Annotated in this window: 23 protein-coding genes; 17 read left to right on the top strand and 6 right to left on the bottom strand. The window is 71.0% G+C overall.

Features of this window, described 5'->3' with window-relative positions; translation table 11 throughout:
* Nucleotides 1-28 precede the first annotated feature (28 nt).
* The 6 genes from IEY78_RS30060 to IEY78_RS30035 all read right to left on the bottom strand — a co-directional run bounded on the left by IEY78_RS30060 (nt 29) and on the right by IEY78_RS30035 (nt 7,472).
* A complete protein-coding gene (locus IEY78_RS30060) occupies nt 29-982 on the bottom strand; it encodes a hypothetical protein (RefSeq protein ID WP_189103642.1) in 954 nt (317 codons plus the stop codon).
* Nucleotides 976-1,368, bottom strand: a complete 393-nt coding sequence (locus IEY78_RS30055) for a hypothetical protein (RefSeq protein WP_189103641.1) — start codon at nt 1,366-1,368, stop codon at nt 976-978. The genes IEY78_RS30060 and IEY78_RS30055 overlap by 7 nt, the downstream gene beginning before the upstream one ends.
* Before the next feature lie 364 nt (nt 1,369-1,732).
* A complete protein-coding gene (locus IEY78_RS30050) occupies nt 1,733-2,104 on the bottom strand; it encodes a toxin Doc (RefSeq protein ID WP_189103639.1) in 372 nt (123 codons plus the stop codon).
* Between the two features lies 1 nt (nt 2,105).
* The gene (locus IEY78_RS30045) at nt 2,106-2,354 is read right to left on the bottom strand and encodes a ribbon-helix-helix protein, CopG family (RefSeq protein WP_189103637.1); all 249 of its coding nucleotides are present in this window, start codon (nt 2,352-2,354) and stop codon (nt 2,106-2,108) included.
* A gap of 143 nt (nt 2,355-2,497) precedes the next feature.
* Nucleotides 2,498-5,203, bottom strand: coding sequence for a hypothetical protein (locus IEY78_RS30040; RefSeq protein ID WP_189103635.1), 2,706 nt, complete (start codon nt 5,201-5,203; stop codon nt 2,498-2,500).
* Nucleotides 5,204-6,110: 907 nt separating this feature from the next.
* Nucleotides 6,111-7,472: a GNAT family N-acetyltransferase gene (locus tag IEY78_RS30035; protein ID WP_189103632.1), complete on the bottom strand. Its 1,362-nt coding sequence runs from the start codon at nt 7,470-7,472 to the stop codon at nt 6,111-6,113.
* A gap of 164 nt (nt 7,473-7,636) precedes the next feature.
* Here IEY78_RS30035 and IEY78_RS30030 point away from each other — a divergent pair, with 164 nt between their 5' ends.
* The 17 genes from IEY78_RS30030 (at nt 7,637) to IEY78_RS29950 (ending at nt 20,654) form a co-directional block, all read left to right on the top strand.
* On the top strand, nt 7,637-8,032 hold the full coding sequence (locus IEY78_RS30030; RefSeq protein ID WP_229700257.1) for a hypothetical protein: 396 nt from the start codon (nt 7,637-7,639) through the stop codon (nt 8,030-8,032).
* Nucleotides 8,033-8,628: 596 nt separating this feature from the next.
* Nucleotides 8,629-8,895, top strand: coding sequence for a hypothetical protein (locus IEY78_RS30025; protein WP_189103630.1), 267 nt, complete (start codon nt 8,629-8,631; stop codon nt 8,893-8,895).
* A gap of 498 nt (nt 8,896-9,393) precedes the next feature.
* Nucleotides 9,394-9,954, top strand: a complete 561-nt coding sequence (locus IEY78_RS30020; protein WP_189103628.1) for a hypothetical protein — start codon at nt 9,394-9,396, stop codon at nt 9,952-9,954.
* A 246-nt stretch (nt 9,955-10,200) separates the two neighbouring features.
* A complete protein-coding gene (locus IEY78_RS30015) occupies nt 10,201-10,356 on the top strand; it encodes a hypothetical protein (RefSeq protein ID WP_189103627.1) in 156 nt (51 codons plus the stop codon).
* 79 nt (nt 10,357-10,435) lie between these two features.
* On the top strand, nt 10,436-10,783 hold the full coding sequence (locus tag IEY78_RS30010) for a hypothetical protein (protein ID WP_189103625.1): 348 nt from the start codon (nt 10,436-10,438) through the stop codon (nt 10,781-10,783).
* Nucleotides 10,784-10,916: 133 nt separating this feature from the next.
* The gene (locus IEY78_RS30005) at nt 10,917-11,294 is read left to right on the top strand and encodes a hypothetical protein (protein WP_189103623.1); all 378 of its coding nucleotides are present in this window, start codon (nt 10,917-10,919) and stop codon (nt 11,292-11,294) included.
* Between the two features lie 128 nt (nt 11,295-11,422).
* Nucleotides 11,423-14,242, top strand: coding sequence for a hypothetical protein (locus IEY78_RS30000; RefSeq protein ID WP_189103621.1), 2,820 nt, complete (start codon nt 11,423-11,425; stop codon nt 14,240-14,242).
* 487 nt (nt 14,243-14,729) lie between these two features.
* Nucleotides 14,730-14,876 carry a hypothetical protein gene (locus IEY78_RS29995; RefSeq protein ID WP_189103619.1) on the top strand — a complete coding sequence of 49 codons (147 nt, stop codon included), beginning with the start codon at nt 14,730-14,732 and terminating at the stop codon, nt 14,874-14,876.
* Nucleotides 14,876-15,076, top strand: coding sequence for a hypothetical protein (locus IEY78_RS29990; protein WP_189103617.1), 201 nt, complete (start codon nt 14,876-14,878; stop codon nt 15,074-15,076). The genes IEY78_RS29995 and IEY78_RS29990 overlap by 1 nt, the downstream gene beginning before the upstream one ends.
* Entirely contained in the window at nt 15,073-15,351 is a 279-nt protein-coding gene (locus IEY78_RS29985) for a hypothetical protein (RefSeq protein ID WP_229700256.1), read from the top strand. Before IEY78_RS29990 ends, IEY78_RS29985 begins: the two co-directional genes overlap by 4 nt.
* A gap of 67 nt (nt 15,352-15,418) precedes the next feature.
* Nucleotides 15,419-15,706 (top strand): hypothetical protein, encoded by a 288-nt coding sequence (locus IEY78_RS29980; RefSeq protein ID WP_189103613.1) that lies wholly within the window; start codon nt 15,419-15,421, stop codon nt 15,704-15,706.
* Nucleotides 15,707-16,055: 349 nt separating this feature from the next.
* Nucleotides 16,056-17,126 carry a hypothetical protein gene (locus tag IEY78_RS29975; RefSeq protein WP_189103611.1) on the top strand — a complete coding sequence of 357 codons (1,071 nt, stop codon included), beginning with the start codon at nt 16,056-16,058 and terminating at the stop codon, nt 17,124-17,126.
* A gap of 17 nt (nt 17,127-17,143) precedes the next feature.
* Complete coding sequence (locus IEY78_RS29970; RefSeq protein WP_189103609.1) at nt 17,144-17,557, top strand: hypothetical protein; 414 nt, start codon at nt 17,144-17,146, stop codon at nt 17,555-17,557.
* 3 nt (nt 17,558-17,560) lie between these two features.
* A complete protein-coding gene (locus IEY78_RS29965; RefSeq protein ID WP_189103607.1) occupies nt 17,561-18,757 on the top strand; it encodes a hypothetical protein in 1,197 nt (398 codons plus the stop codon).
* 846 nt (nt 18,758-19,603) lie between these two features.
* Nucleotides 19,604-19,825: a hypothetical protein gene (locus IEY78_RS29960; RefSeq protein ID WP_189103606.1), complete on the top strand. Its 222-nt coding sequence runs from the start codon at nt 19,604-19,606 to the stop codon at nt 19,823-19,825.
* Nucleotides 19,825-20,109 (top strand): hypothetical protein, encoded by a 285-nt coding sequence (locus IEY78_RS29955; RefSeq protein WP_189103605.1) that lies wholly within the window; start codon nt 19,825-19,827, stop codon nt 20,107-20,109. The genes IEY78_RS29960 and IEY78_RS29955 overlap by 1 nt, the downstream gene beginning before the upstream one ends.
* Before the next feature lie 110 nt (nt 20,110-20,219).
* Entirely contained in the window at nt 20,220-20,654 is a 435-nt protein-coding gene (locus tag IEY78_RS29950) for a hypothetical protein (RefSeq protein WP_229700255.1), read from the top strand.
* The last annotated feature ends 13 nt before the right edge of the window (nt 20,655-20,667 follow it).

Below are 20,667 nucleotides of genomic sequence, written 5' to 3'. Positions count from 1 at the left end.
GTCCGGGGGTGCAGCAGGGCAACGTTGGTCAGTTGAGGACCTGGGCCTCGCCTACCGCGGTCGTGACGGTCGAGGCGCGGGTGGTGGTGAGGTCTCCGGCCTGCCCGGCGCCGGTCCAGTGCACGGTCCAGGTGGCGGTGGCCCGCACCCGGTAGCGGTGGGTGGGCTGGTCGTTGGAGGGGTGCCGGTAGAGGTGCCCGCAGTCCGGCGACCGTTGTTTGCCGAACTCCGGCCGGTAGGGGGTGCCGGCACCGGAGCAGGTGACGGTGGAGCCGTCGCCCATGTCCCAACGGACCTGCGAGACGGTGGCCGTCGCGGTGACGGTCACCGCTCCGGCGGTGGCGGTGGTGGTGGCCGGCCCGTAAGTGGCCGGGCCCTTGCGCGCCCACATCCACATGGGCATCCCCACGACGTACCGGCCCGTCGGGCGAGGGCTGGCGATGTCCGGCCCGTCCAGCCGCATCTTGCTGATTGCCTTGCGGGCGAGCGCCTGGAGGTCGGGCCCCTTCGCGCTCGGGGGCGCGGCAGCGAAGGTGACCCCGCCCATCAGCTCCCGTCCCGCGCCGGGACAGGACACCTCATACAGGGCGCCCGTGTCGCCGGGCTTGAAGTCGTCGGGGATGCCATTGGCGATCTTCCACACCGGATCGTCCTTGGCTGGCTGCGGTTTCATCGGCGCCCAGTAGCAGGCGTCCGCGCTGTTGAACGTCCCCATCCCGTCCCGGTGGCACGGCACCGCCTTGCCGTCGATAGCGCAGCCCGGCACGCGGCCGGGCTGCTTGCCGGGGTGGACACCGGCCTTCCCGGCCGGGGCGGGCGCCGGGTCCTTGGCCGTCAGGTCGCAGTCCAGCCGGTCAGGCGGGCAGCTCACCGAGCCATCCCCATCGCCGTCCGCGGCCGCCAAAGGCGCCGGCGTCAGCAGCGCGGCCGCCGTGGCAGCGGCCAGGACCGTGAGCATCCGCATGCGGCGGCGAGTCAGCATGTCCGGTCCCGCTCGATCGTCGTCGTCCAGATCCGCCAGGAGCCGTCGACCCGGACGGCGGTGGCGTTGTAGACGTGGCGGCGCGGGCCGTCGCCCACCGGCACCTTCTTGCCGGTCTTGCGGTTGACCTCGGTGTAGTCGCGGGTGTCCACGCAGTCGGTGAGCACCGCCTTCGCCGGCTTGGCGGTGGTGTTCACCGCAGTCACCTTCGGCGCGATGCGCGGCGTGCCGCGCATCACCGTGCCGTGGTCCTGGTAGTAGGCCAGCGTCAGCTTGACGTTCGACAGGGCCGTGTTCGCCGCGTGGCGGGCTACCGCCGGGTCCAGCTCGGCCTTGGCGTAGGTGCGGGTGCGCGCCTCCCACAGCGCCCGATAGGCGGTGAGCACCGCGCGTTTGTATCGGCCGCCTGCGGGTCGGCCGGCGGCGCGGTGGCCGATGGCCGGTCGGGGGTGGCCGGTTTGCTGTCCGAGCCGCCGCCGCAGGCGGTCAGCGCGAACAGCGCGACGGCGGCCAGGAGCGCCGCCCGGGTGGTGAGTGGTGGTGCGGTGGTCACAGGTCCCCCAGTCGATCGGCCAGCACAGAGACCGGCACAGTAGCCGCGGCCGGCCGATCGGTCACGGAACATACCAAGTGGCCCCGCAGGAGTGGGCCGTGGGCGGTCAGCCGCGCGGCCACCGAGCCCGTGGCCGATGGCCGATCCGGCAAGAGCCTCCGCGGGTGCGTTCCGCGCCCAGGGGCGCGAGGTGGTGGTCAGATCCGCCAGGAACGGATGCGGTCGGCTGCGTCGTACGCGGCGGACCGGCCGGCGTCGATGTCTCGGGCGAGGTCGATGAGCGCGCCGTAGGGCGCGTCGATGCCTTCGCCGGCGGCGTCCATGTACGCCACGACCAGGCCCGCGCCGAACAGAGCGTTGCGAGCGGGCAGGGGGCGCAGCCGGATGACGGTGTGCATCAGGACGGCGGCGCGCCAGGAGTTGTCGACGGTGGCGCCGACTCTGGGGGTGTTGACGCGGTGGCGTCCGACGGCAGCCACCAGGCTCGTGAAGTCGTGGATGTGCGGATGCTTGGGGAGGACCTCCGCCTGGCGCTCCAGGAGCCAGCGGATGTCGACGTAGAGCTCCACGTCAGGCGGCCCGCCCCGGTGCGTCCAGCCGGGACGGGGCGTCCTCGGGGAAGGCGGCGTCGAACGCGTCGGCATTGTCGTTGACGAAGGCGCGGAAGACTTCAGCGGCGCCTTCGAGGCGAGGGTCGCGGACCGCGTCATGCGCGGCGCGGGCGATGAGTGCAGTCACCGTGGTTCCCTCGGCCTCCGCACGTTCCTTGAGCAAGGCATGCAGCTGGTCATCGACTCGGATCGTCACTGGCTTCGACATACCCCGACTGTACAGCAACCTGTACAGCAGTGCTGATGGTTTGGCCGTCCAGGACGGCTGGCTTCTCCAGCGCGACAGCGCGCTGACCGTGTTGGTATCGGCCGGTCGGAGGGCTGCGACAGGAAAGCGCGCGGTCTGGCAGGTCATGAGCGCTGCCCCGCCTCGGAGGCGGAGGGCATGTCGTAGGTGGTTCCGTGGTGGGTGGCGGTAATGGCTGCCAGGCCGGGCATTTCGGCGGCGATCTGCGCCCGCAGCCGCGCGGTTGCGTCCTCCGCGGCTGCGGCCTGCAGCGCGTCGGGCTCCGGGCGCAGCAGGCGCCTGCCGGGCCGGGCGGCCACTCGCTGGTCGGTGTGGTTGTCCTGGGCGCAGCGGGCGGCCACGGCGGCGCGGGCCTGGGCGGCGCCGGTTTCGTAGACCGTGGGCTGGCCGTCGGAGGCCCGTTCCACCGGCACCGGGGGGTGCGCGGTGAGCCAGGCGCTGCTGCGCTGGGTCAGCAGGTACTCAGCGGTGCGGCGGCGGGCCTGTTCGGCGGCCTGTTCCGCAGCCTGTTCCGCAGCCTGTTCGGCGGCCTCGGCCGAGGGGTGAAGGTGGCGGCGGCGCATCTGCGCTGCGTGGGCGTTGCGGGCCTCGGCGTCGGCCTGGAGGCTGCAGCCGAGCGTGCGCAGTGCGGTGGTGCGGTATTCGCGGACGATTTCCTGGGCTTTCAGCTTCGCGGCCAGCGCGATCATGCTGTCGGTGGCACCTGCGGCGTCGGTCTGGGCGCAGGCGTCCTGGATGCGGGTGCGGGCCTCGGCCTCGGCCATGTCGGCGAGCACCTGGGTCAGCTCGGGGTCGTCGGGTTCGCCGCATCCCGCGGCCACGAGCGTCGTGGCCTCGGTGAGGAGTCTTTCGGTCTCCTCCCAGCCCCAGCATGTCCCGCACAGCCCGCCGGTTTCGGGTTCGCCGCACTGTGCGCACGGCATCGCCCGCCGCGCGGCTTCGTCAGCCTTCTGCTGGGCGCGGGCCGCGGCGGCCTTCGCGTCCGCCGCTGCGTCCTTGGCTGCCTGCTCGCGGCGGCGCTCCTCGAACCGCGCGGCATCGGCGTCCACCGCGGCGCGCAGCTGGTCCTCGAACGCGGCATGCTGCTGTTCGGAGGTGGCGTCGGGCAGCTGGGCCTGGACCTGGGCGGCGACGCGGCGGCGGCGGGCGCGGAGGTCGAGGACCTGGTCCTCGCAGCGCTCGCAGTCGGCGCCGGAGTGCATCAGGGTGCCGTCGTCGCACCGCTGGTCGGTGCAGGGGCTCAGGCGCGGCAGGCCCCGGCCGAGCAGCCAGCCCACCGGGTCGTTGACGCCGGAGGCGCGGCCGGGCTGGGCGGTCAGACGGCGCGTCAGCCGCCGGGCGAGGTAGTGCCCGGCGCGGTCTTCGCCCACCCAGGTCGCCGCCCGGCGAAGCTCGCGGCGAGCCGCCTTCTCCACCAGGCGGCGGGTGCTGTCCCACTCCAGCCGGTCCCACAGAGCCTCGACCGGAGCAAGAGCTACCTGCAGTTCATGACGCGGCCGGGGAACCCTCCCCCGCAGCTCGCCGCTGTGACACCTGCCCATGCCAGCGAGCAGCTCAGCGGCGGCGTCCAGCCCAGAACCGGCGCCGGCGTCGCCCGCAGCCTGCTCCTGACCTTCTGGCTGCATCGGGATGGTGGGGGGAGTCTTCGGCATTTCCCCGCGCAGCGGGCCGTCCCCGCCACCGGTCACCGGCACGGGCGCAGCGGTGGTGTCGGTGTCTGCGGCCTGGTCCTCGCGTGCGCATGCGCGTCCCGGCAGATCACCGGACCCCCCACGGCCATGGCCGGAAAAGCCACTACCCCCCGCACCCACATCCCCCAGATCAGCCATAGGTGTGTGGTTAGCGTGCAGTCCTGCAGAAGCCGAACCTGTTCCCGAGGCCGGTCTACCCATGTTGGCCTGCGGTTTTGCTGTCTGCGTCGGGGTTTGGTCCCCCCCTGCAGTTGTCGCACCCTTTCGCGGCCCCGGAACCAGCCCTCCAGGACGTCCCTGAGCCCGCTGGAATCGGCGCATCTCCCGGTATGCCGTCTCCACCGCCGGGATCACCAGCTGCTCCCGGCCGCCCGGCGTCACCCGGGCCTCCACCACGCCCGCGGCCACCAGCCGGGCCAGGACCTGAGCACCCTCAGCCGACGAGCAGCCCAGCAGTCGCGCGATCGTGGCCGCCATGCGCCCGTGCTCGTCGACCGCACCGCCGCACAGCCGCACCACACCCGTCGCACGCGACTCCAGCACCAGCAAAAGCAGCGCCAGACGGTCCGTCGCAGCGCCCCGGCCGGTGCGCGTGCCCAGCAGCCCTGGGGGCGTCTGCGTACCGTCGGCATGGGACCAGCCCGGAGCGCACACCGCCTCCAACAGCCCCCACAGGACCGCGAACTCCACCTTCTGCAGCCGCAGAGGGTGGTCGGCGGGCTGGTGGTGCCGGGCATCGAGCAGCGGCAGCAGCTGCCAGCGGATGGCGGTGATGACCTGCGTGCCAGGCCGCAGCCGGTTCTCGGAGTCGGCGACCTTCTCCCGATTCAGATGCGGACGCACCTCATGGCCGATGGTCGACGCCGACACCCCGACCCAACGGCCCAGCTCCCGGGCCGTCATGTCGACCGTGAGGTCCGCTGCCGACGTCCTCGCAGCCAGGGCCACCGTCGTCATCCGCACCGAATCCGGCGCACCCGCCAGACCCGGCTGCTTCATCAGCTCATGCAGCGCTCCCCGCAGCCGGCCGCGCACCTTCTCCGTATGCGTCAGCCAGCTAGCTGCCCTCCACACCGGCACCGGCCCCGCCGGCCGCACCGCCATCGTCGACCCGCTCACAGCCACCTCCCCTCAGCCAAGCCACCGAGCCCGTCGTGCGGGCCGTCGCCACGAGAGGAAGCGGACAGGCTGGGGCAGGAGGCAGAGAGAGGTTGGGGGGCATACATGCAGGTCACATACAGAGAGCGGACCGCTGAAAACGCTGATGTGACATGGGGCGGAAAAAAGATCATGCGAAACGGTCCACCGGATTGCCTGTGGACAGCGGACGCGAACGTGCTCCGTCCCGCGGGCCGAGCCGACGACCGCGTTCCGCGTCCTGCAGGGCGGGAAACCGACCCGTCGCGATCACTGGTGGCTGGCTGAAATCCCCTAGCGCCGGTGGCGAAAACCGACCGGCGAGGAAGGATAGAACACCCATTCCACGCCAAAGGGGCATGGGCGGGCTGGTAAAAGGTAGACCGGTGCTGCAAAATGACAACGCTCCGCTTCGGTGGATGCACAACGAAGCCCTTCGTGGTGCTTCGGGTTCTCTCCAGAACCGAGTTCGAACTGTTCGACCGGGGCCAACCGGAAGAACACTCCCTTCAGAGGGGCTGCCAAACCCCTCTGGTGACGGGGGACGCCAGTCAAGGTGCGCCAACACCAGGAATGACTGAGCGTCCCGGGCGGTCGAGCCGCCCTAGCTCCTACGTCATCTCGACCCCCTCCACCGAGGGCTGGTCGAGGTGTGCCCAGACAGCACAAACACCCCGCCGTACATGCAGCTGCTGGCACCACGGCAGGGTGCGGTGAGTCCGGTGCTGGGTACGGGTACCCTGAACATGTCGCGGCACCTTCCTTACGCTTAAGGGTGCTCGGCAGGCTGAGGACCCCTCCTACAAGGTCTCCAGCCATGTGGCCCCTCTCGCCTTATCCAAGGGCGATTGACGGGGCCACCTTCTTTTTGATCAACGTCGGGGTCACCCTATCGCGGGCCGTGCGCCCATATCCCAGCAGCGCGACCGACTTGGTCGCCGGTCTGTCTACCGGCACTCCGGAGTTCCGGTCCAACGCCGCGAACCCGTCCAGCGGGACGCTGGAACAGCGCACCGCTGCGCCGGCCTTCCGCTTCGACTGTGCGCACATGGGTGAAGCCGCGGTTGCTGTAGTACGCCCGCAGGCCGTCGTTGCTGCGCCAGGCGTCCAGGCGCAGCCAGGTCTTCCCCTGGTCGGCGGCGCGCTTGCTGGCCCAGTCGAGCATGGCCGAGCCCAGATCGAGGCCGGCCACGTCACGGCGCACGACCATGCGGTGCACATAGAGGGCGGCTTCGGCGGCCTCGTCTCGGTCCCAGAAGTCACTATCCGCATGCCCGTCCACGGTGATGGTGGCGACGGGAGTGCGGTCCACTTCCACGATCCAGCACTCGCCGGCGGCGAGGTTTGCCTTGATCCGGTCTTCGCGTGGGGCGTACTGCCACTGGTCGATGCCGCGCTCGCGTAGCCAGGATGCGGCGTGCTCCCAGAGTTCAACGACGATGGGGAGGTCTTGCTCATTGGCCTGGCGAATCGTCGGCTCGGATCCCAACCGTTGGCGGCTGCGCTCGTAGGTGATGACGTGCCGGTCGCCCGGGAGCACGTTCATCACGGTTCGGACCGGCTTGCCGTCCTCGGTGTAGCCGGTGCACAGGTGCACCGCGACCGGTGTTCCTGGGCCGAGTTGGAGCCGGTCCGCCTCGGTCGGGGTGGGCATGCGCACGTGGATCTCATCCAGGGCACGAACCTGCTCGTAGCCCAGCTCGGCCAGTACCGCGTTGGCGCCGCGAGCGATGTCGTCGGGACGCATGATCTCGCTGTTCTGCACGAGCGTGAGAGGAAAGTGACTGTCGTTCGTGTTGTAGGGCACGCCGTCGACGAAGCGGACCCGGCGGCGTACAACGACGAGGTCGTCTTCACCGAGCTGGAGGCGCTCGCGGACATGCTTGCCTGGCGTCTCGACAGCGACCTCGATGTTTTGGCTGGCCTCTCGGCCTTCCTCTGACATCTGCGTGAGGAAGGCATCCATCTCGGGGGACAGCGGGCGCTTCCAGAACTCGCCCTGCGGTCGGTAGACCATCGGCCTCCGGCTGCGGACGAAGTAGCCGCGGGGGCGATCGCTCACGATCAGACCTTCATTGACCAGCACTTTCAGACCCTGGACGGCGGTGGTCCGGGTGGTGCTCCACTTACTGGCGATCTCAGCCTCAGTGGGCAGCCGGGCACCCGCGCCAAGGGTTCCGTCCATGATCTGGTCGCGGATCCCGTCCGCGATGCGCTGGTAGAGGGCGCGCGCCCTGCCGCTGACTGCCATGGAAGATATCTACCTCTTCAGTAATGAGTAGTCAATCTAGCCGATCGCGGGCTTCGGGGCTTGACCTGACGGATCTCTCCATGCAAATCTTCGACGCGGCGGCATTGAGTAGTCAATCTATGTCGCCTAGTTAACCTGTGCTTTCTCGGAAGGAGCCCCATCCCGTGAAGATCACCTGCCGCCCCGCTGCTGTCTTCGCCACCGAAGTGTTCGACGCCGAGACGCTCGCCCTGCTGGACGCCGTAGCCGTGGAGCTGCCGGACTTTGGCCCTGTTGACCTGGACATCGCGTTCGGTACGCCCCTGGAGATGTACGGGCTGGTGACTACGGACGAGCTGGCCAGGTGGGATGCCGCAGCCGCGGTGACGACGGGCAAGACCAAGGCGCGCACCGAGGTGGTCGCGGCGTTCGGGGCGCGCCGGGATGCCGCGCGGGACATCGCCGTGGCGGACCCGTCGATCGGCGCCCGGGTGCGCGAGCGCCTGGTCGATGTCCTCCTCCCCTACGCCGCGCAGCTGCGCATCGCGCCGGCCACCGAGCCCCTGCCGCTCGCGGCCTAGCTCTGCTCTGCCGGGTCCTCACGGACCCGGCTCCCCCACCCGGAACCGCCCCGCGGGCGGCGCCGGATGAGGGAGCCGGACACGGTCCCCGCCAGCACCAACGCCCGAGTGAAGCCCACCACTGCGGTGGGTGGATCTCCGGATGACTGTTCCTTCTCAACTCCACAGCGAGCATTCCGGCGCTACGACTAGCCGGCACCTCCGAGCAAGAGATCTGCAGAGCGGTGCCACATGGTGAGTCCTCTGGCCAACCGGCCCAGTCCGCAGGGGATGTGGACCGCCAGCCCGCAGGCGAGATGCGGGACAGGCAACAGCGACAAGCCGGCCCTGCCGCGTGCGCAGCATCGACTGCGATCAGCTTCCGCAGCACCTTTTCCCATGCCGCCCTCACGGGCGGATAAGTGATTCGAACGCGCGGTGACACAAGGGCGAAGATCGCGGGCCCCGTAGGTGAGCAGTACGACCGGTTCGAGTCCGGTCCGGGGCACTGCGGCACCACGTGCCGCTCGGAGCCGGGCAAACCGCCCGCTCCACGGCGACAGCCCCCGGGTGCGACCGGGGGCTGTCAGTACCAGGACCTGAATCGGAGGACCCTGATGCCGAACAGCATCGCACGACGTTTCCCCGCCGTGACCGGCGGTCTCGTCGACACCATCGACGACATCGAGAAGAAGGACGAGGGCCGCGGCTACGAGGCCGAGGACGCCGTCCGGCGTCTCGACGCCTGGAAGGCCCGCCGCGCCCAGACGGCCGGCGCGGAGCAGCGTCTGAACGCGCTGCTGCTGCGCCTGGTGGCCGAGGGCGACGCCCGCATCGCCGCCCGCGCCGCCGAGAACACCTTGAGGGCGGGGTGCGCGGCATGAGGAACCTGCTGAAGCTGCTCAACGACGCCTGCGGCCTGTGCGGTTACTGGCGCTGCCGGTGCTCGGAGGTGGCCCGATGAGCACACCCACCCCCGCCCCCGTCCGTTGCGGCTCCTGTCAGGGGACCGGACAGGGCGAGACCGTCTGCACCGGCTCCGGTACCTACCGCGCGAGCTGCGGATCCTGCCACGGCTCCGGCCGCCAGTAGCGACCGCAGCCCTTCCCGCGGCGCGGAAGGCCAGCCGTCTTGAGCGGCCGAGGCCACCGCGCTGCGGGCCGCACCACATCACCGGCAGGAGCCCGTGCCCGACCACCCGATACGCCGTGCCCGCGCCGCCCAGCAGCTGGCGGAGCGAGCCCTTATCCGTCACGGACTCGCCCACCCGCTGGCCCACACGCTGCTCGCCGCCGCCGCGCTGGCGGCGGCGGGCGTGTGGGAGGCCGGTCACTGGGTCCGTGACCTCCACCCCAGAACCGCACCGTCACAGGGACATTGCCATGGAACATCCCAACACCCCGCAGAAGCCGAAGCCGGAGGCGGCCGGGCGGACCCGCCTGTCCGCTGATGAGGCCCGCGCCGTCTTCGCCACCGAGGTCGGCCGGCACGTCATCGGCGGGATCTACCACTCCGCGTACTGGGACAGCACCTACCGCGTCGCCGGCATCCACTACGGCCCGGACGCTCTCGCGGCGATCGGCTGGGACGCGGGATGGGCGATCACCATCCAGGACGCCCGAGGCGTGCAGACCCACTGCACCGCCTGGGAGAAGACCGACAAGGTCATCGCGCTCCCGGAGGTCACCGTCTACCGACCCTCCCACGGGGCCCTGCCGCTGGGGCACTACAGCACTCCCGAGGCGGCTCGCGCGCACGTCACCGACCTGCTTCGCCGTGAGGAGCCCGGCGCGCTGCCGGTCTGGCTCGCGGACGACCTGGACGACCCGCTCAGCCCCGTCGAGGCGAACTGCTTCGGGCGCGGCGGTGTTCCGGAGCCCACCGGCTACGTCATCACCCCGCTGACCATCGCCGACCACTACGACCCGGCGGCCGACGAGTAGGCCGGCCGCGGCTGACGATCACGAAGGACAGATCCACATGGCTCAGGACAACCAGCCCAGCCCGCCCCCTTCCCCTCCCCTGCCTCGGCCCCGTGTCCGACTGCGGGACCCGGACGGCCCACGCATCCCCTGACCTCACCCGCTGAAGTCCCGATCTGCCAGTTGCCTGCTCGGCCCGCACCCTGCCCAGCCGGTGCGGGCTGAGTCGCAAGGGAGCCGGACAGCCCGGACTCCGAAAGGAGCGCCATGAAGAAGGACCGCAGCACCGACAAGCCGGTCTCGCGGGTGCGCATCAACCTCGGTGAGCGCACCAGCCCGGCCGACAAGCCCGAGAAGCCCGTTTCACGGGTGCGCATCAATCTGCGCGACAAGAGCGGGCCCAAGCGGGACGTCCGGAAGTAGAGCCAGCCAGCCGGACCGACCCTTCTGACACGGAGTCACCATGACCTTTGATATGAGCCGATTTGGCACGAGCCGTTGGGTGAAGACCCATCCGAACGGTGTCTACACCCACGGCTCGACCGAGCCGGTGCTCAGCGTGCTGGACGTGCGCGGCTTCGAGCTGCGCGATGTCTTCTTGATCGGCATCAACGACTCGTGCGGCACGCTCGTCCTGCCGAGCGAGTCGCGGGCCGAGAACGCCGCTGCCGCGCTGGAGCCCGCCTTCGACACCCGGGTCCACCTGTTCGGCAACCGCGACGGCCACGACCTGTGGGCAACCAACTACACCCGGCGTGCCCTGGACGGCACCACGCTGTCGGCCTTCATCACCAACCTCACGCTCAAGGACGGCCGCCAGGTCATCAAGGACGGCCGCTGGGTCCGCTGACGCCTCCCGCCTGCCGACTGCCTCCCCCTGCCCGCACCGGTCCTCGTTGACGGCACGGGCAGGGCGGTGTGGGGAGCCGGACAGTCCGGATCCACCGGCTCTGTAGCCGGTCCACCCGAGATGAGGAGATCACATGCCCCAGCAGCTCCAGGGGAAGGCCACCCGGCCGCAGACCACCTACACCCAGGGCGACTTCGTCCTCTACCGCGATGCCCGCCGGTTCTGGCTGGGACAGCCCGGCCACACGTTCGTCGGCCGGGTGGAACGGGTCTGGCGGCACGCTGAGACCGGAAAGGTCTTCTACGACCTCGTCGAGTTGAGCACCAACCGTCTTGTCGGCGAGGTGGACCCCGACTACATGCGGCTGCTCCCGCCGGCCGACGCGATGGCCGACGTCGACACCGCGCCGCTCGCCGAGGCGGACGCCGGGGCGATGAGCCCGGCCGCCGTCGCCTGGCTTCACCAGCACCTCGTGCAGGACAGCAGCAAGCTGCCCGCCCAGCGCGACTGACCAACCCCCGAACACACCGGCCGTGTCTGACGGTTGCCTGCTCGGCCCCTCCCACCACCTGGCGGGAGGGGCCGAGCTATGGGGAGCCGGACAGCCGTCCATCCGCGTACGAAGAGAGGAAAGGGCACATGGCCGCGCGCACCGCGACCCGCACCAAGAACAAGCCGCCCACCAAGAACAAGAACGCGGTGAAGAAGACGACCGCCGCCGCAAAGAGGACGGCAACGGCGCCGGCGCGGCGCCCGTCCGCACCTGCCGCCCCGCAGAGGCCGGTGGCGTCCGTCGCGTGGCCGGAGGCTGACGCGCAGGCCGCGGACGTCCGTGACCGCACCGCCGACCTCATCGACAGTGCCCGGCAGACCGCGGTCGTCCTCATCGGTACGGCTGTTGAGCGTGACGCGGACGCCCATGACCGGGCCGCCGACATCGTGGACCTGGCGCACGAGACCGCCGCCACCCTGCACGGCGCCGCGTTCGAGACCGCCGCCGATGTCCGGGACCGGGCCGCCGACGCCTGTGACCTCGCCGGTGAAGCCGCCCGGCGCGACGCCACCCAGGTCGTGGCCCGGGGGCAGGCGCTGGCCGCGGAGATGACCGGGACAGCTCGCGCCCGGGCCCGGCAGGTCTTGGCCGAGGTGGTCGAGGAGGCTGGCCGTCGGCTGCGCGAAGCCACCACCGAAGCCGATGGCGTGCGAGCCGAAGCCGTTCGCGATGCCCAGGCGATCCACGACGAGGCTCTCCGTGGTGCGAAGGACACCACCGTCGCGGCTCGCGCGGCCGCCGCCCGGCACCGCAGCCGGGCCGAGCGTGCCGCTGCTGCGATCCAGCAGCAAGCCACGGACCGGGCAGAGGAGTTGGTCCTCGAGGCCCGAACGCGCGCCGAGGAACTGACCGGGCAGGCCCGCGACCAGTCCCGGCGGGTGCGCCGGGACGCGAAGGCGCAGGCCCGGCAGCTCCTCGCGGAGGCCACTGAGGAAGCCGGTCGTCGGCTGCGTGCGGCCACCGAGGATGCGGGGCAGGACGCGCAGGAAATCCGGGCGCAGGCTCGCCGGGAGGCGAAGGCCACCGTCACCGCGGCCCGCGCGGCCGCGGCCCGGCATCGTGCACATGCTTCCCGTGCTGCGGCGGCGATCGAGCAGCGCGGTATTGACCGGGCGCAGGAGCTGATCTCTGATGCTCAGGCACATGCGGCCGCTGACCTGGCTCGTGCGGCTGATGAAGCCGGCCGCCTGCGGGCCGAGGCCGAGCAGCATCTGGCCGCATCGCGTAGCGAAGCCGACGCCATCCGGGCCCAGGCGCAGGGCGAGGCCGATGAGCTGTGCGTCCAGGCGCGCGACGACGCCGATCAGTTGCGTGCGCAGGGTGAGAGCCAGGCCGGCGAGATCCGGTCCGAGGCCGAGGCCGAGGCGCAGCGTCTGCGCACAGCCGGCCAGGCGGAAGCCGACCGGCTCACCGCCCAGGCCCGCACGGTTGTCGAGGACGCCCAGCGGGAGAAGGCGACGGTCCAGGAGACGGTGCGGCGGCTGCGCCGCCTGGCCGAGGAGGACACCGAACGGCAGCGCACCGAGTCGGCCGAGGACGCTCAGCGCACCACCGAGGCCGCGAAGGCCGAGGCCGACCGGCTGCTCAAGGACGCCCAGCAGAGCGCGGACGCCACCAAGACGGAGGCCGAGGAACTCCTGCAGCAGGCCCAGACACGGATGGCGGAGGCCGCCGACCGGCAGCAGGAAGCCGACGCCGCTGCGGCACAGGCCGCTGAGGAGCTGCGCCGGGCGACGGACCGCACCGAGCAGCGCCTGGCCCGCAAGGAGCTCAAGCACAACGCCCGCAACCGGCGCCGTGACTCAGTCGCCGCGCGCAAGGCCCAGCGACGCGAGGGCCGCTCTTCCTGGTCGGACCGGCTCGGGCGGCTGTCGGCCTGGTGCCGGCGTCTGTCGGCCGATCAGGCCCGCAGGGTCCTGGTCGCCGGTCCGATCCTGGCACCGATGGCGGTGGCCTGGTGGTCGCAGATGGACTACGCCAAGACCGAGTTCAAGTGGGCCACGATCTTCGCCATCGGCTTCGCGGCCGCTTGGGAGTTGACCACCGCGTTCACCGGCTGGATGTACCACCAGGCCCGCAAGGCCGGCGACGCCGGCCTGCTCTACCGCATCTTCACCTGGATCTTCGCGGGCGGCGCGGCCGCGATGAACTACGCCCACCACTGTGGCAAGCACGGTGCGGCGACGCAGTCCGCAGTCAGCTTCGCCACAATGAGCATCGTCGGCATGGTGCTGTGGGAGCTCTACGCCTCCCTCCTGCACCGCAAGGCGCTGCGCGACAAGGGACAGATCGCCAAGGCACGGCCGCGGATCGGCGCCATCCGCTGGGTGCGCTACTTCCGCCATTCGTTTACGGCGTGGTCCATGGCGATCACCGACGCCTCGCTCACCACGCTGGACCGGGCATGGGCCGCGGCCGAGACCGAGATGGCTCGCAAGGACACCAAGGACACCCTGAAGGCGGCGCGCGGCGGTCAGCCGCTGCCGTCCTCGTACCGGGTGCTACCGATCTCCGGTTCGGCCGGTCCCACACACGTTCCGGCGTTCCGGGTGAGCCTGACGCGGTTCGACGAACCGGTTCGCCCCACCGGGGTTCCGCTGGAGGGGGCCGCGCCGTCCTCCCGGCAAGTTCGCGAACTGGCCGCGCAGGGCGAACTGGAGGCCCCGCAGCGCGAACCGGTTCGCGAAGCGGGCAGCGAACCCGGTTCGCCCAGGTCCGCGAACCCCACGCCGCGCGAGCGTCAGCAGATGGAGCAGGAAGAACAGGTTCGAGCAGTGCTCGGACTGATCGGCGAACTCGGCTACGACGAGGTTCGCCTGCCCGTCGTCATGGAGCGAACCGGGATGGCCAAGACCACCGCCTACGAACGGCTGAAGGCCGCGCGCGAGCTGTACGCCAAGGCGTGAGCGAACCGGTCCGCGAACCTCTCGACCGCTTGGGCGAACCCCGTCCGGCGAACGTGCGAACCAGTTCGTTCAACGTTCGCGGACCGGGCGGGAGCGCGGACGGGACGCCGAACCGGTCCGCGAACGGCGACCCATCCACGTTGCCGGACGGTGGGCCGAACCTGTTCGGCCCACCGGTTCGCGGACCTGTCGCTCGTCCTCGCCTGAGACGGGCCACACCCATCCGCACCGCGAACTACGAACCGCGAACCACTGACCGGTTCGGCGAACCCCACACGGACCTCTCCTGCCGACCGGTGTCGGCCCCAACCGCACCCCACGGTGCGGGGTGGGGCCGGCCACGGCCGCCAGGCGGCCACTGCCGTGCGCCCGGCCCGCTTTCCAGGGCCTGACCGGGCGCACGGCCTCTTTCCATCGACCGTGCGGCGGCCCGCTTTCCAGGGCCCGGCCACCGCACGGTCTCTCCCATTCAAGGAGCTGACCCAGCATGCCACTGCGCCCCATCCCCATCACGCCCGGAAGCCGGCCCGACCCCCGCTTCGAGACGACCTACCAGGCCTCCCGCGGCGGCCACTTCAAGCCGGAGCCCAAGCCGGTCCCCGGCACGCCCAAGCCGAAGAAGGAAGGCCGCTGATGGCGTTCTTCGGCCTCGTCGGCAACGACCAGAAGCTGGCGTCGACGACCTACAGCGACCGTGAGTCGGCCTCCGAGCGGGCCGCCCGCAGGCGCCGCGAGGGCCACCACCGCAGCGCGGCCGCGGCCGACCGCCAGGGTCAGGCGTGGGCGGACGCTGAGCGTGCCCGTCAGGACCGCGGGAGCCGGTGGCGGCGGTGAGCAAGGACCTCAAAACCGAGGCGGCACGCCGCGACCGCCACACACGCGCCGCGGTCGCCACGGTCGCTCCCACCAGCGCCGGCATGGCCGCGTGCAGGGCGGATGTGGACCTGTTCGACCGGGCCGCCAGCGCCCGTGCGCCGCTGACCACCCGGATCGAGGCCGCCACGGCCTGCGCGACGTGCCCCTTCGCCACCACCTGCGGATTCCGCGTCGCCATGCCGATGGCCAGCTCCCGTGCCAAGGCCCGCTCGCTGAACCGCCGCGCCACCTGACCACCCGACGCCGCCGCGGGCCTGCCCTTGCCGGGCAGGCCCGCCACTGCCTGTCCCGGAGAGCGCCTTGTTCGCCTGCCTGTTGATCCGCCGCCCCCGCCGCCTGCGGCACCTGCGCCGCCTCGCCGCAGCCACCGCGCCGGCCACCCGGACCCTGCTGCCCGGCCACCCCGCCCCGCCCCGCCCCGCCGTTCCTGCGCAGCCCACACAGCTGCCGCCCGACTTCAAGCCCGCCGAGCCGATACTCCCGTCCCCGGCCGGGCCCGACGACGACGAGCGCCACCTGCAGGCCCGCCTGCAGGTCGCGATCGACGGCCGCGCCCACAGCGCCGCTCAAAAGGCACGTCATGACTGAGATCACGCCTTGGTCGGCTCGCTCCGCGTAGCCAGTAGGCCGCCGGTAGCCGGTAGTCGGCGCCGGTAGGTAGGTCATCTCCCCCGGGCGCCCCGGGGGAGCGAGGGACGGAGTTCGCCGCCGGCCACGCCCCGGCGCCGCCCATACGTTCAGTACGCCCCCAGAACATGGAGTGAATCCCCATGCTGCGGCACCCTTTTGCCTTTTCCCGCTCCGGCAACACGGACCAGTCGCCCGCTGACGTCTGCCAGACCGTCGGGGAACTGCTCCCCGCCGGCTTCGGCCGGGCCTCCCGGCGCGTGGCGCGCACCGCCATGACTCGCGCGATCGTGCGGTGGGGGGTGCGGGCATGAGCACTGATCAGGCCGAAGCCGTCTCCCCCACAGTCGACGAGGTCCCGGCGCCCGAGCCGACGGCCCCGGCCCGTGGTGTCGACGACTTCCTGGCGGATCTGGACGAGGTCCTGGCGACGTCGACCGCGCCGACGATCCCGGCCCCGGCCCCGGCCCCGGCCGCCGAGCCGGACCCGGAGCCCGAGGCCGCGGAGCCCATGCCCGACGTCGACCGGTCTTTGGACGTGGCAGGCCCGGACACCGACACCACACCGGCAGCCACGCCCGCCCCGGTCCCGGCCGCGCCGGCGAAGGACTGGTGGAACGACGTCTACCGGGATGACGCCGCGGACGTTGACACCTTCACCGGGAACATCCCGGCCGCAGCCGCCGCGCCCGCTCCGGTGGCCACGCCGCCGAAGCCCAGCCACGCGCCGGATGCCCTCGGCGACCAGGACGACGTCGACACCGTCGACGACGCGGCCGACGATGACGGCGACGACGAGGCCCCCGCCAAGAAGTGGTGGTGGTTGAAGACGGAGTCCGCCGACGACGTCCAGGACGGCGACGGCAACGAGGAGAAGGACGCAGAGCCGGCCGGGAAGACCGGCGGCCAGTTCACGGCCGCCGTCAAGAACGCCGGCCCTGTCGTAAGCAGGCTGAAGGACGGCGGCCTGGTCAACAACCCCCGCGGCCGTCGGATCATCTTTGCCGGCTCCGCGTACGCCATGGGCTGGGGCCTGGGCTGGGACGACCGGCTTACCGACCTCATGGCCCACTCCGCCCAGTACGCCATCCCTGTGACCGGCTGCGCCCTGGGCGCCGGCGTCCTGGGCCTGGCCGCCGGGACGAAGGGCGGCGGCGTCGTCTTCGTCAGCTCCCTTGCCCTGATCACCGCCCTGACCATGGCCGACCCTGCGCGGGTCGTCGGTGGCGGCGTGGCTCTGGGTTGCCAGATCGCTTACGGCTTCGTCCGCGGCTGGGTCGGCCACCACGGCGGCAAGTGGCCCTGGAAGGGCGTCGTCTGGGCCGCTCACGTTCCCGCCGCCACGGCCACCGTGGCGTTCCTCCTGTACGGCACCAACTGAGAAGGCAGACAAGAGACGTGAATCAGGTATTCGGGACCATCGGCTTCACTGGCGGCGCGGTCGTGATGACGGCCCTCCTGATCCTGGGCGCCCGGGGCGCCTGGAAGGTCAAGCTGAGTCACGAAGGCGTGATCATCGCCGGCTTCGTGACAGGCCAGTTGTACGCCCAGGCCGGCCAAACCTTCGCGTTCCTTCAGGACATGAGCGGCGGCCTGTCCGAGGCGGTCCGCAACAGCTTCGGCACCGGTGCCAACTTCGGTGCGGGCGCCGTCGCCCTGGTGGTGTCCCTGCTCGTGTACGGGCTCAAGCCGTCCAAGCTCCGCAACGGGGCCGTCGCGCTCATGCTCCCCTCCCTGTACACGGCGGCCGGGGGCCTGTTCGCGACGCTCACGCACATGATCAGCAACATCTCCGGAACGGTCGTGGGCTGAACCATGGCCGTGAACTTGATCAAGCCGGACCCGGGTGAGGACGACGAGGGCCTGGCAGACGTTGTTGAGCTAGTGGCGGTCGACGACCTGGTGGATGACGAAGGCGTGGCGGCTCAGCCGTCACGCCTTCGGGCTTGGTGGGCCCAGGTCCTCGAGGACTCCGAGCCCAGTGCCGGGCCGCGCCCGCGGTTCATGACCGGGCCTGAGCTGGGCGCGTACTCCGTCTTCAACCGTGCCGGCCTGGCCAACGTGAAGATTGGGACTGTGGTCATCGTCCGCGGCACCTGGACCCTGACCCGGCGCGGCTGGGTGTTCGTCATGCGCGCGGCTCGGAAGCCGAAGGGTGTGAAAGCTGCCCCGGCCCCGGCCGCCGCGGGGGACACTGGCGGCGGCGCGAAGACGAAGGCCCCGGTGAAGCGCGGCCGGAAGTCGGCTGCGAAGGAGAAGGGGGCGGCGAAGAAGAAGGCCCCGGCGAAGAAGGCCGACACCGGCAACGTGCTCGTGGCCGGTGTCCTGATCGCCGGCATGGCCGTCATGTTCGTAACGAAGACCGTCGTCCCCGCGGTGGTCAGTCTGGCGACTGGCGCCGCGTCCTGGGTGGCTGACCACCCCCTGGACGCGGCGCGGGGTACCGGCGTTGTGGTGATCGTTTTCGTGGTGATCGCCTGGACCGTCGGGGGAGTCGTCGGCGCCCCGGACGATGACGAAGAAGATCACCACAGCGAAGATCACGACAGAGGAGCGGCTGGGGAAGCCGCAGAAGCGGAATCCCCCGAAGATCGCGAAGAAGGTCAGGGGAGCGAGGAAGTGGAAGCCGAACCGGAGGGTGGGGAAGTGGCGGTCCTCTCCCCCGAGGAGCAAGCCGAACGGGAGCGAATCCGGGTCTACGAATGGGTGCGCGAGAGCATCAAGAAGCCCACCGGAAGCGGCACCGCGGTACACCTCCGAGAGCTCTGGGTGAGCCTCCAGACGGAGGGGGGAGCGAGCCCCACCATGGCCGATGTGCGGGCCCTCCTGGAGGGCCACCAGATCCCCATCAGGGATGGGGTCAAGGCCCCCGCATCCGATAAGGACGGGGCCACCCGTAACCGCCCTGGTGTGCACTGCGAGGACCTCCCCCAGTCCTTCACTCCCCTGCCCACCCAAGGATCCAACCTGGTCCGCCTACTACCGACCTACCAAGCCTCTGACCAGGCATAACTACCGCTGACCTACCCGCCGCCTACCGCCCAGGTAGGCGGCCTACCGGTCCACCAGCAGACGCCCCGGACCCCGGCCCGGGGCGTGCGCCGGCCGACCGGCGGCCGACCGAAGAAGGGAGCGGACCCCTTGTCCCCGATGTTCTGGTGTGACGTGTGCCAGTGCGCGTACCCGCACGGCCCGGAAGGGCCGGGCGCCGCGCTCGAAGCGCACAACGCCGCACGACACGGGGGCGACTCCCCCGACGAAGGTGTACGACCGATCACTGGCCGCCAGCTCATGATCGGTCTCTTGGTCCTGGCCCTCCTGTCCTGGGCCATGCGCTTCCTCGGGTGACCCAACACCACGCTTAACTTGAGGACCCGCCGCGCCCCACCACGACAGCCAGACCAATAAGCGGAATCCATTGATGCAGGCTGGCGCGAAGCAGGAAGCCATCTTTCGCGCCAGCCTGCTCCTCCAGCCCGTGACGAACGACCGGGCCCCGACGCCCTGGTGAGGAAGTACGGCCAGGACAGCGTCGACATGACCGCAGAACAGATCCACCCGATCGCCGTGAAGCTCGTGACTCGGGGGCGGGGGCCCACGTCGGACGCGACCGGGTGGTGCCCGCACATCGTGCTCCAGTAGCACCAACTGCTGCCCGGCGCCAAACAGCGGCTCGCCGAGCGCTTCAAAGAGGGGCACCTGGCGTGCCGAACCGCCCTGCTGCTGCGGCCTTCGTCGAGGCATGGTCACCGCCTGTGGGCCGGCGCCCTCGCCTGGCTCACCCTCACCGCCGCCGCCCTGACCACCCTGTGGGCCACCACCGCAGCCCTCCAGCCCTAACTCGACAAGGAGTCGATCATGTTTGTATCGCGTCAGGGACTCGCCCAGAGCACATACCCGGAGCACATCAATGCGTCCGTGATCCTGCCGGACGAGACGCAGCCGGTAACCATGGCCGGCTGGACAGTGACCACCTGGTACCGCGACGCCACCCTCGGCGGCCGTCCGCTCTACCGCAGGACGATCGCCCAGGCATTCACCGACGCCGCCGGCGAGGTGCGGCACTACCGCGAGTGGTGATGCCCCGGCGAACCGCCCTGCTGCTGGCGGCCTCCGTACCACTCATGGCCACCGCGGCCGCCCTCGCGCTCCGGGCCAGCCGCTGGGAGCTGTACGTCCATCGACACCGCATCGAGCTCAAGCCCCAGCCCCGCCGCTCCTGCCCCGACTGCCAGGGCGCGGGCGGCTGGTGGGTCGACGGCGCGAACCCGGAGATGGAGGCGTGCGGATGCTGGGCGTACCGGCGCGAGCTGCGCGTCCGGCTCCTGCCCCTCCCGGCCTGGCCGGACGAACCCCCGTTCTGAACAACCCGACTCCGGCACAACGGCCGGGTCGAGACCGCGAGGCGGCCACGCATCGTCAAAGGGCCGGCTACCCCACTCCTCACCTTCATCGAGATCAGGAGACCTCCAGCATGCATCGTCCCGCCACCTTCGCCGCCCTGCTCGGACTGACCCGTGCCGCCAGCGCGATCGGCGACTTCTGGATCCAGAACGACTTCTGTGCCCGAGTGAAGGGCGCCTCCGACGAGGCTCCGGTGACCTACGAGGACCCGGCCACCAAGGTGACGAGCATTCACGGCACCGTCGACGGCCGCAAGGCATGTCTGCACCACTGCCTCACCTACACGGCCACCCAGGCGATTGTCGCGGGGCTCGGGGCCCGCGCACTGGGCATCCGGATCCACCCGGCTGCCGCCGCGGCCGCGCTCGCCATCTCCTTCGGCACGCACTACACCGCGGACCGCCGCGTCCCGGGCAAGGGCGACCCCGGGGAATTGCATCTGATGCACGTTCGGGTGTTGGCCGCTGGCCCTGAACTGCGGGAAGTGTACCGACTGGCTGCCTGACGTCCAGCGAAGC

The organism is Streptomyces kronopolitis (assembly GCF_014646275.1).
GTDB classification, from domain to species: domain Bacteria; phylum Actinomycetota; class Actinomycetes; order Streptomycetales; family Streptomycetaceae; genus Streptomyces; species Streptomyces kronopolitis.
This window is presented reverse-complemented; position numbering and strand designations above follow the sequence as displayed.

What these genes read in the sequence shown, in the direction of transcription:
- IEY78_RS30060 (WP_189103642.1), bottom strand. Translation starts at nt 982, where the DNA reads ATGCTGACTCGCCGCCGCATGCGGATGCTCACGGTCCTGGCCGCTGCC.
- IEY78_RS30045 (WP_189103637.1), bottom strand. Translation starts at nt 2,354, where the DNA reads ATGTCGAAGCCAGTGACGATCCGAGTCGATGACCAGCTGCATGCCTTG.
- IEY78_RS30035 (WP_189103632.1), bottom strand. Translation starts at nt 7,472, where the DNA reads ATGGCAGTCAGCGGCAGGGCGCGCGCCCTCTACCAGCGCATCGCGGAC.
- IEY78_RS30025 (WP_189103630.1), top strand. Translation starts at nt 8,629, where the DNA reads ATGCCGAACAGCATCGCACGACGTTTCCCCGCCGTGACCGGCGGTCTC.
- IEY78_RS30020 (WP_189103628.1), top strand. Translation starts at nt 9,394, where the DNA reads ATGGAACATCCCAACACCCCGCAGAAGCCGAAGCCGGAGGCGGCCGGG.
- IEY78_RS30015 (WP_189103627.1), top strand. Translation starts at nt 10,201, where the DNA reads ATGAAGAAGGACCGCAGCACCGACAAGCCGGTCTCGCGGGTGCGCATC.
- IEY78_RS30005 (WP_189103623.1), top strand. Translation starts at nt 10,917, where the DNA reads ATGCCCCAGCAGCTCCAGGGGAAGGCCACCCGGCCGCAGACCACCTAC.
- IEY78_RS30000 (WP_189103621.1), top strand. Translation starts at nt 11,423, where the DNA reads ATGGCCGCGCGCACCGCGACCCGCACCAAGAACAAGCCGCCCACCAAG.
- IEY78_RS29995 (WP_189103619.1), top strand. Translation starts at nt 14,730, where the DNA reads ATGCCACTGCGCCCCATCCCCATCACGCCCGGAAGCCGGCCCGACCCC.
- IEY78_RS29990 (WP_189103617.1), top strand. Translation starts at nt 14,876, where the DNA reads ATGGCGTTCTTCGGCCTCGTCGGCAACGACCAGAAGCTGGCGTCGACG.
- IEY78_RS29975 (WP_189103611.1), top strand. Translation starts at nt 16,056, where the DNA reads ATGAGCACTGATCAGGCCGAAGCCGTCTCCCCCACAGTCGACGAGGTC.
- IEY78_RS29965 (WP_189103607.1), top strand. Translation starts at nt 17,561, where the DNA reads ATGGCCGTGAACTTGATCAAGCCGGACCCGGGTGAGGACGACGAGGGC.
- IEY78_RS29960 (WP_189103606.1), top strand. Translation starts at nt 19,604, where the DNA reads ATGTTTGTATCGCGTCAGGGACTCGCCCAGAGCACATACCCGGAGCAC.
- IEY78_RS29955 (WP_189103605.1), top strand. Translation starts at nt 19,825, where the DNA reads ATGCCCCGGCGAACCGCCCTGCTGCTGGCGGCCTCCGTACCACTCATG.
- IEY78_RS29950 (WP_229700255.1), top strand. Translation starts at nt 20,220, where the DNA reads ATGCATCGTCCCGCCACCTTCGCCGCCCTGCTCGGACTGACCCGTGCC.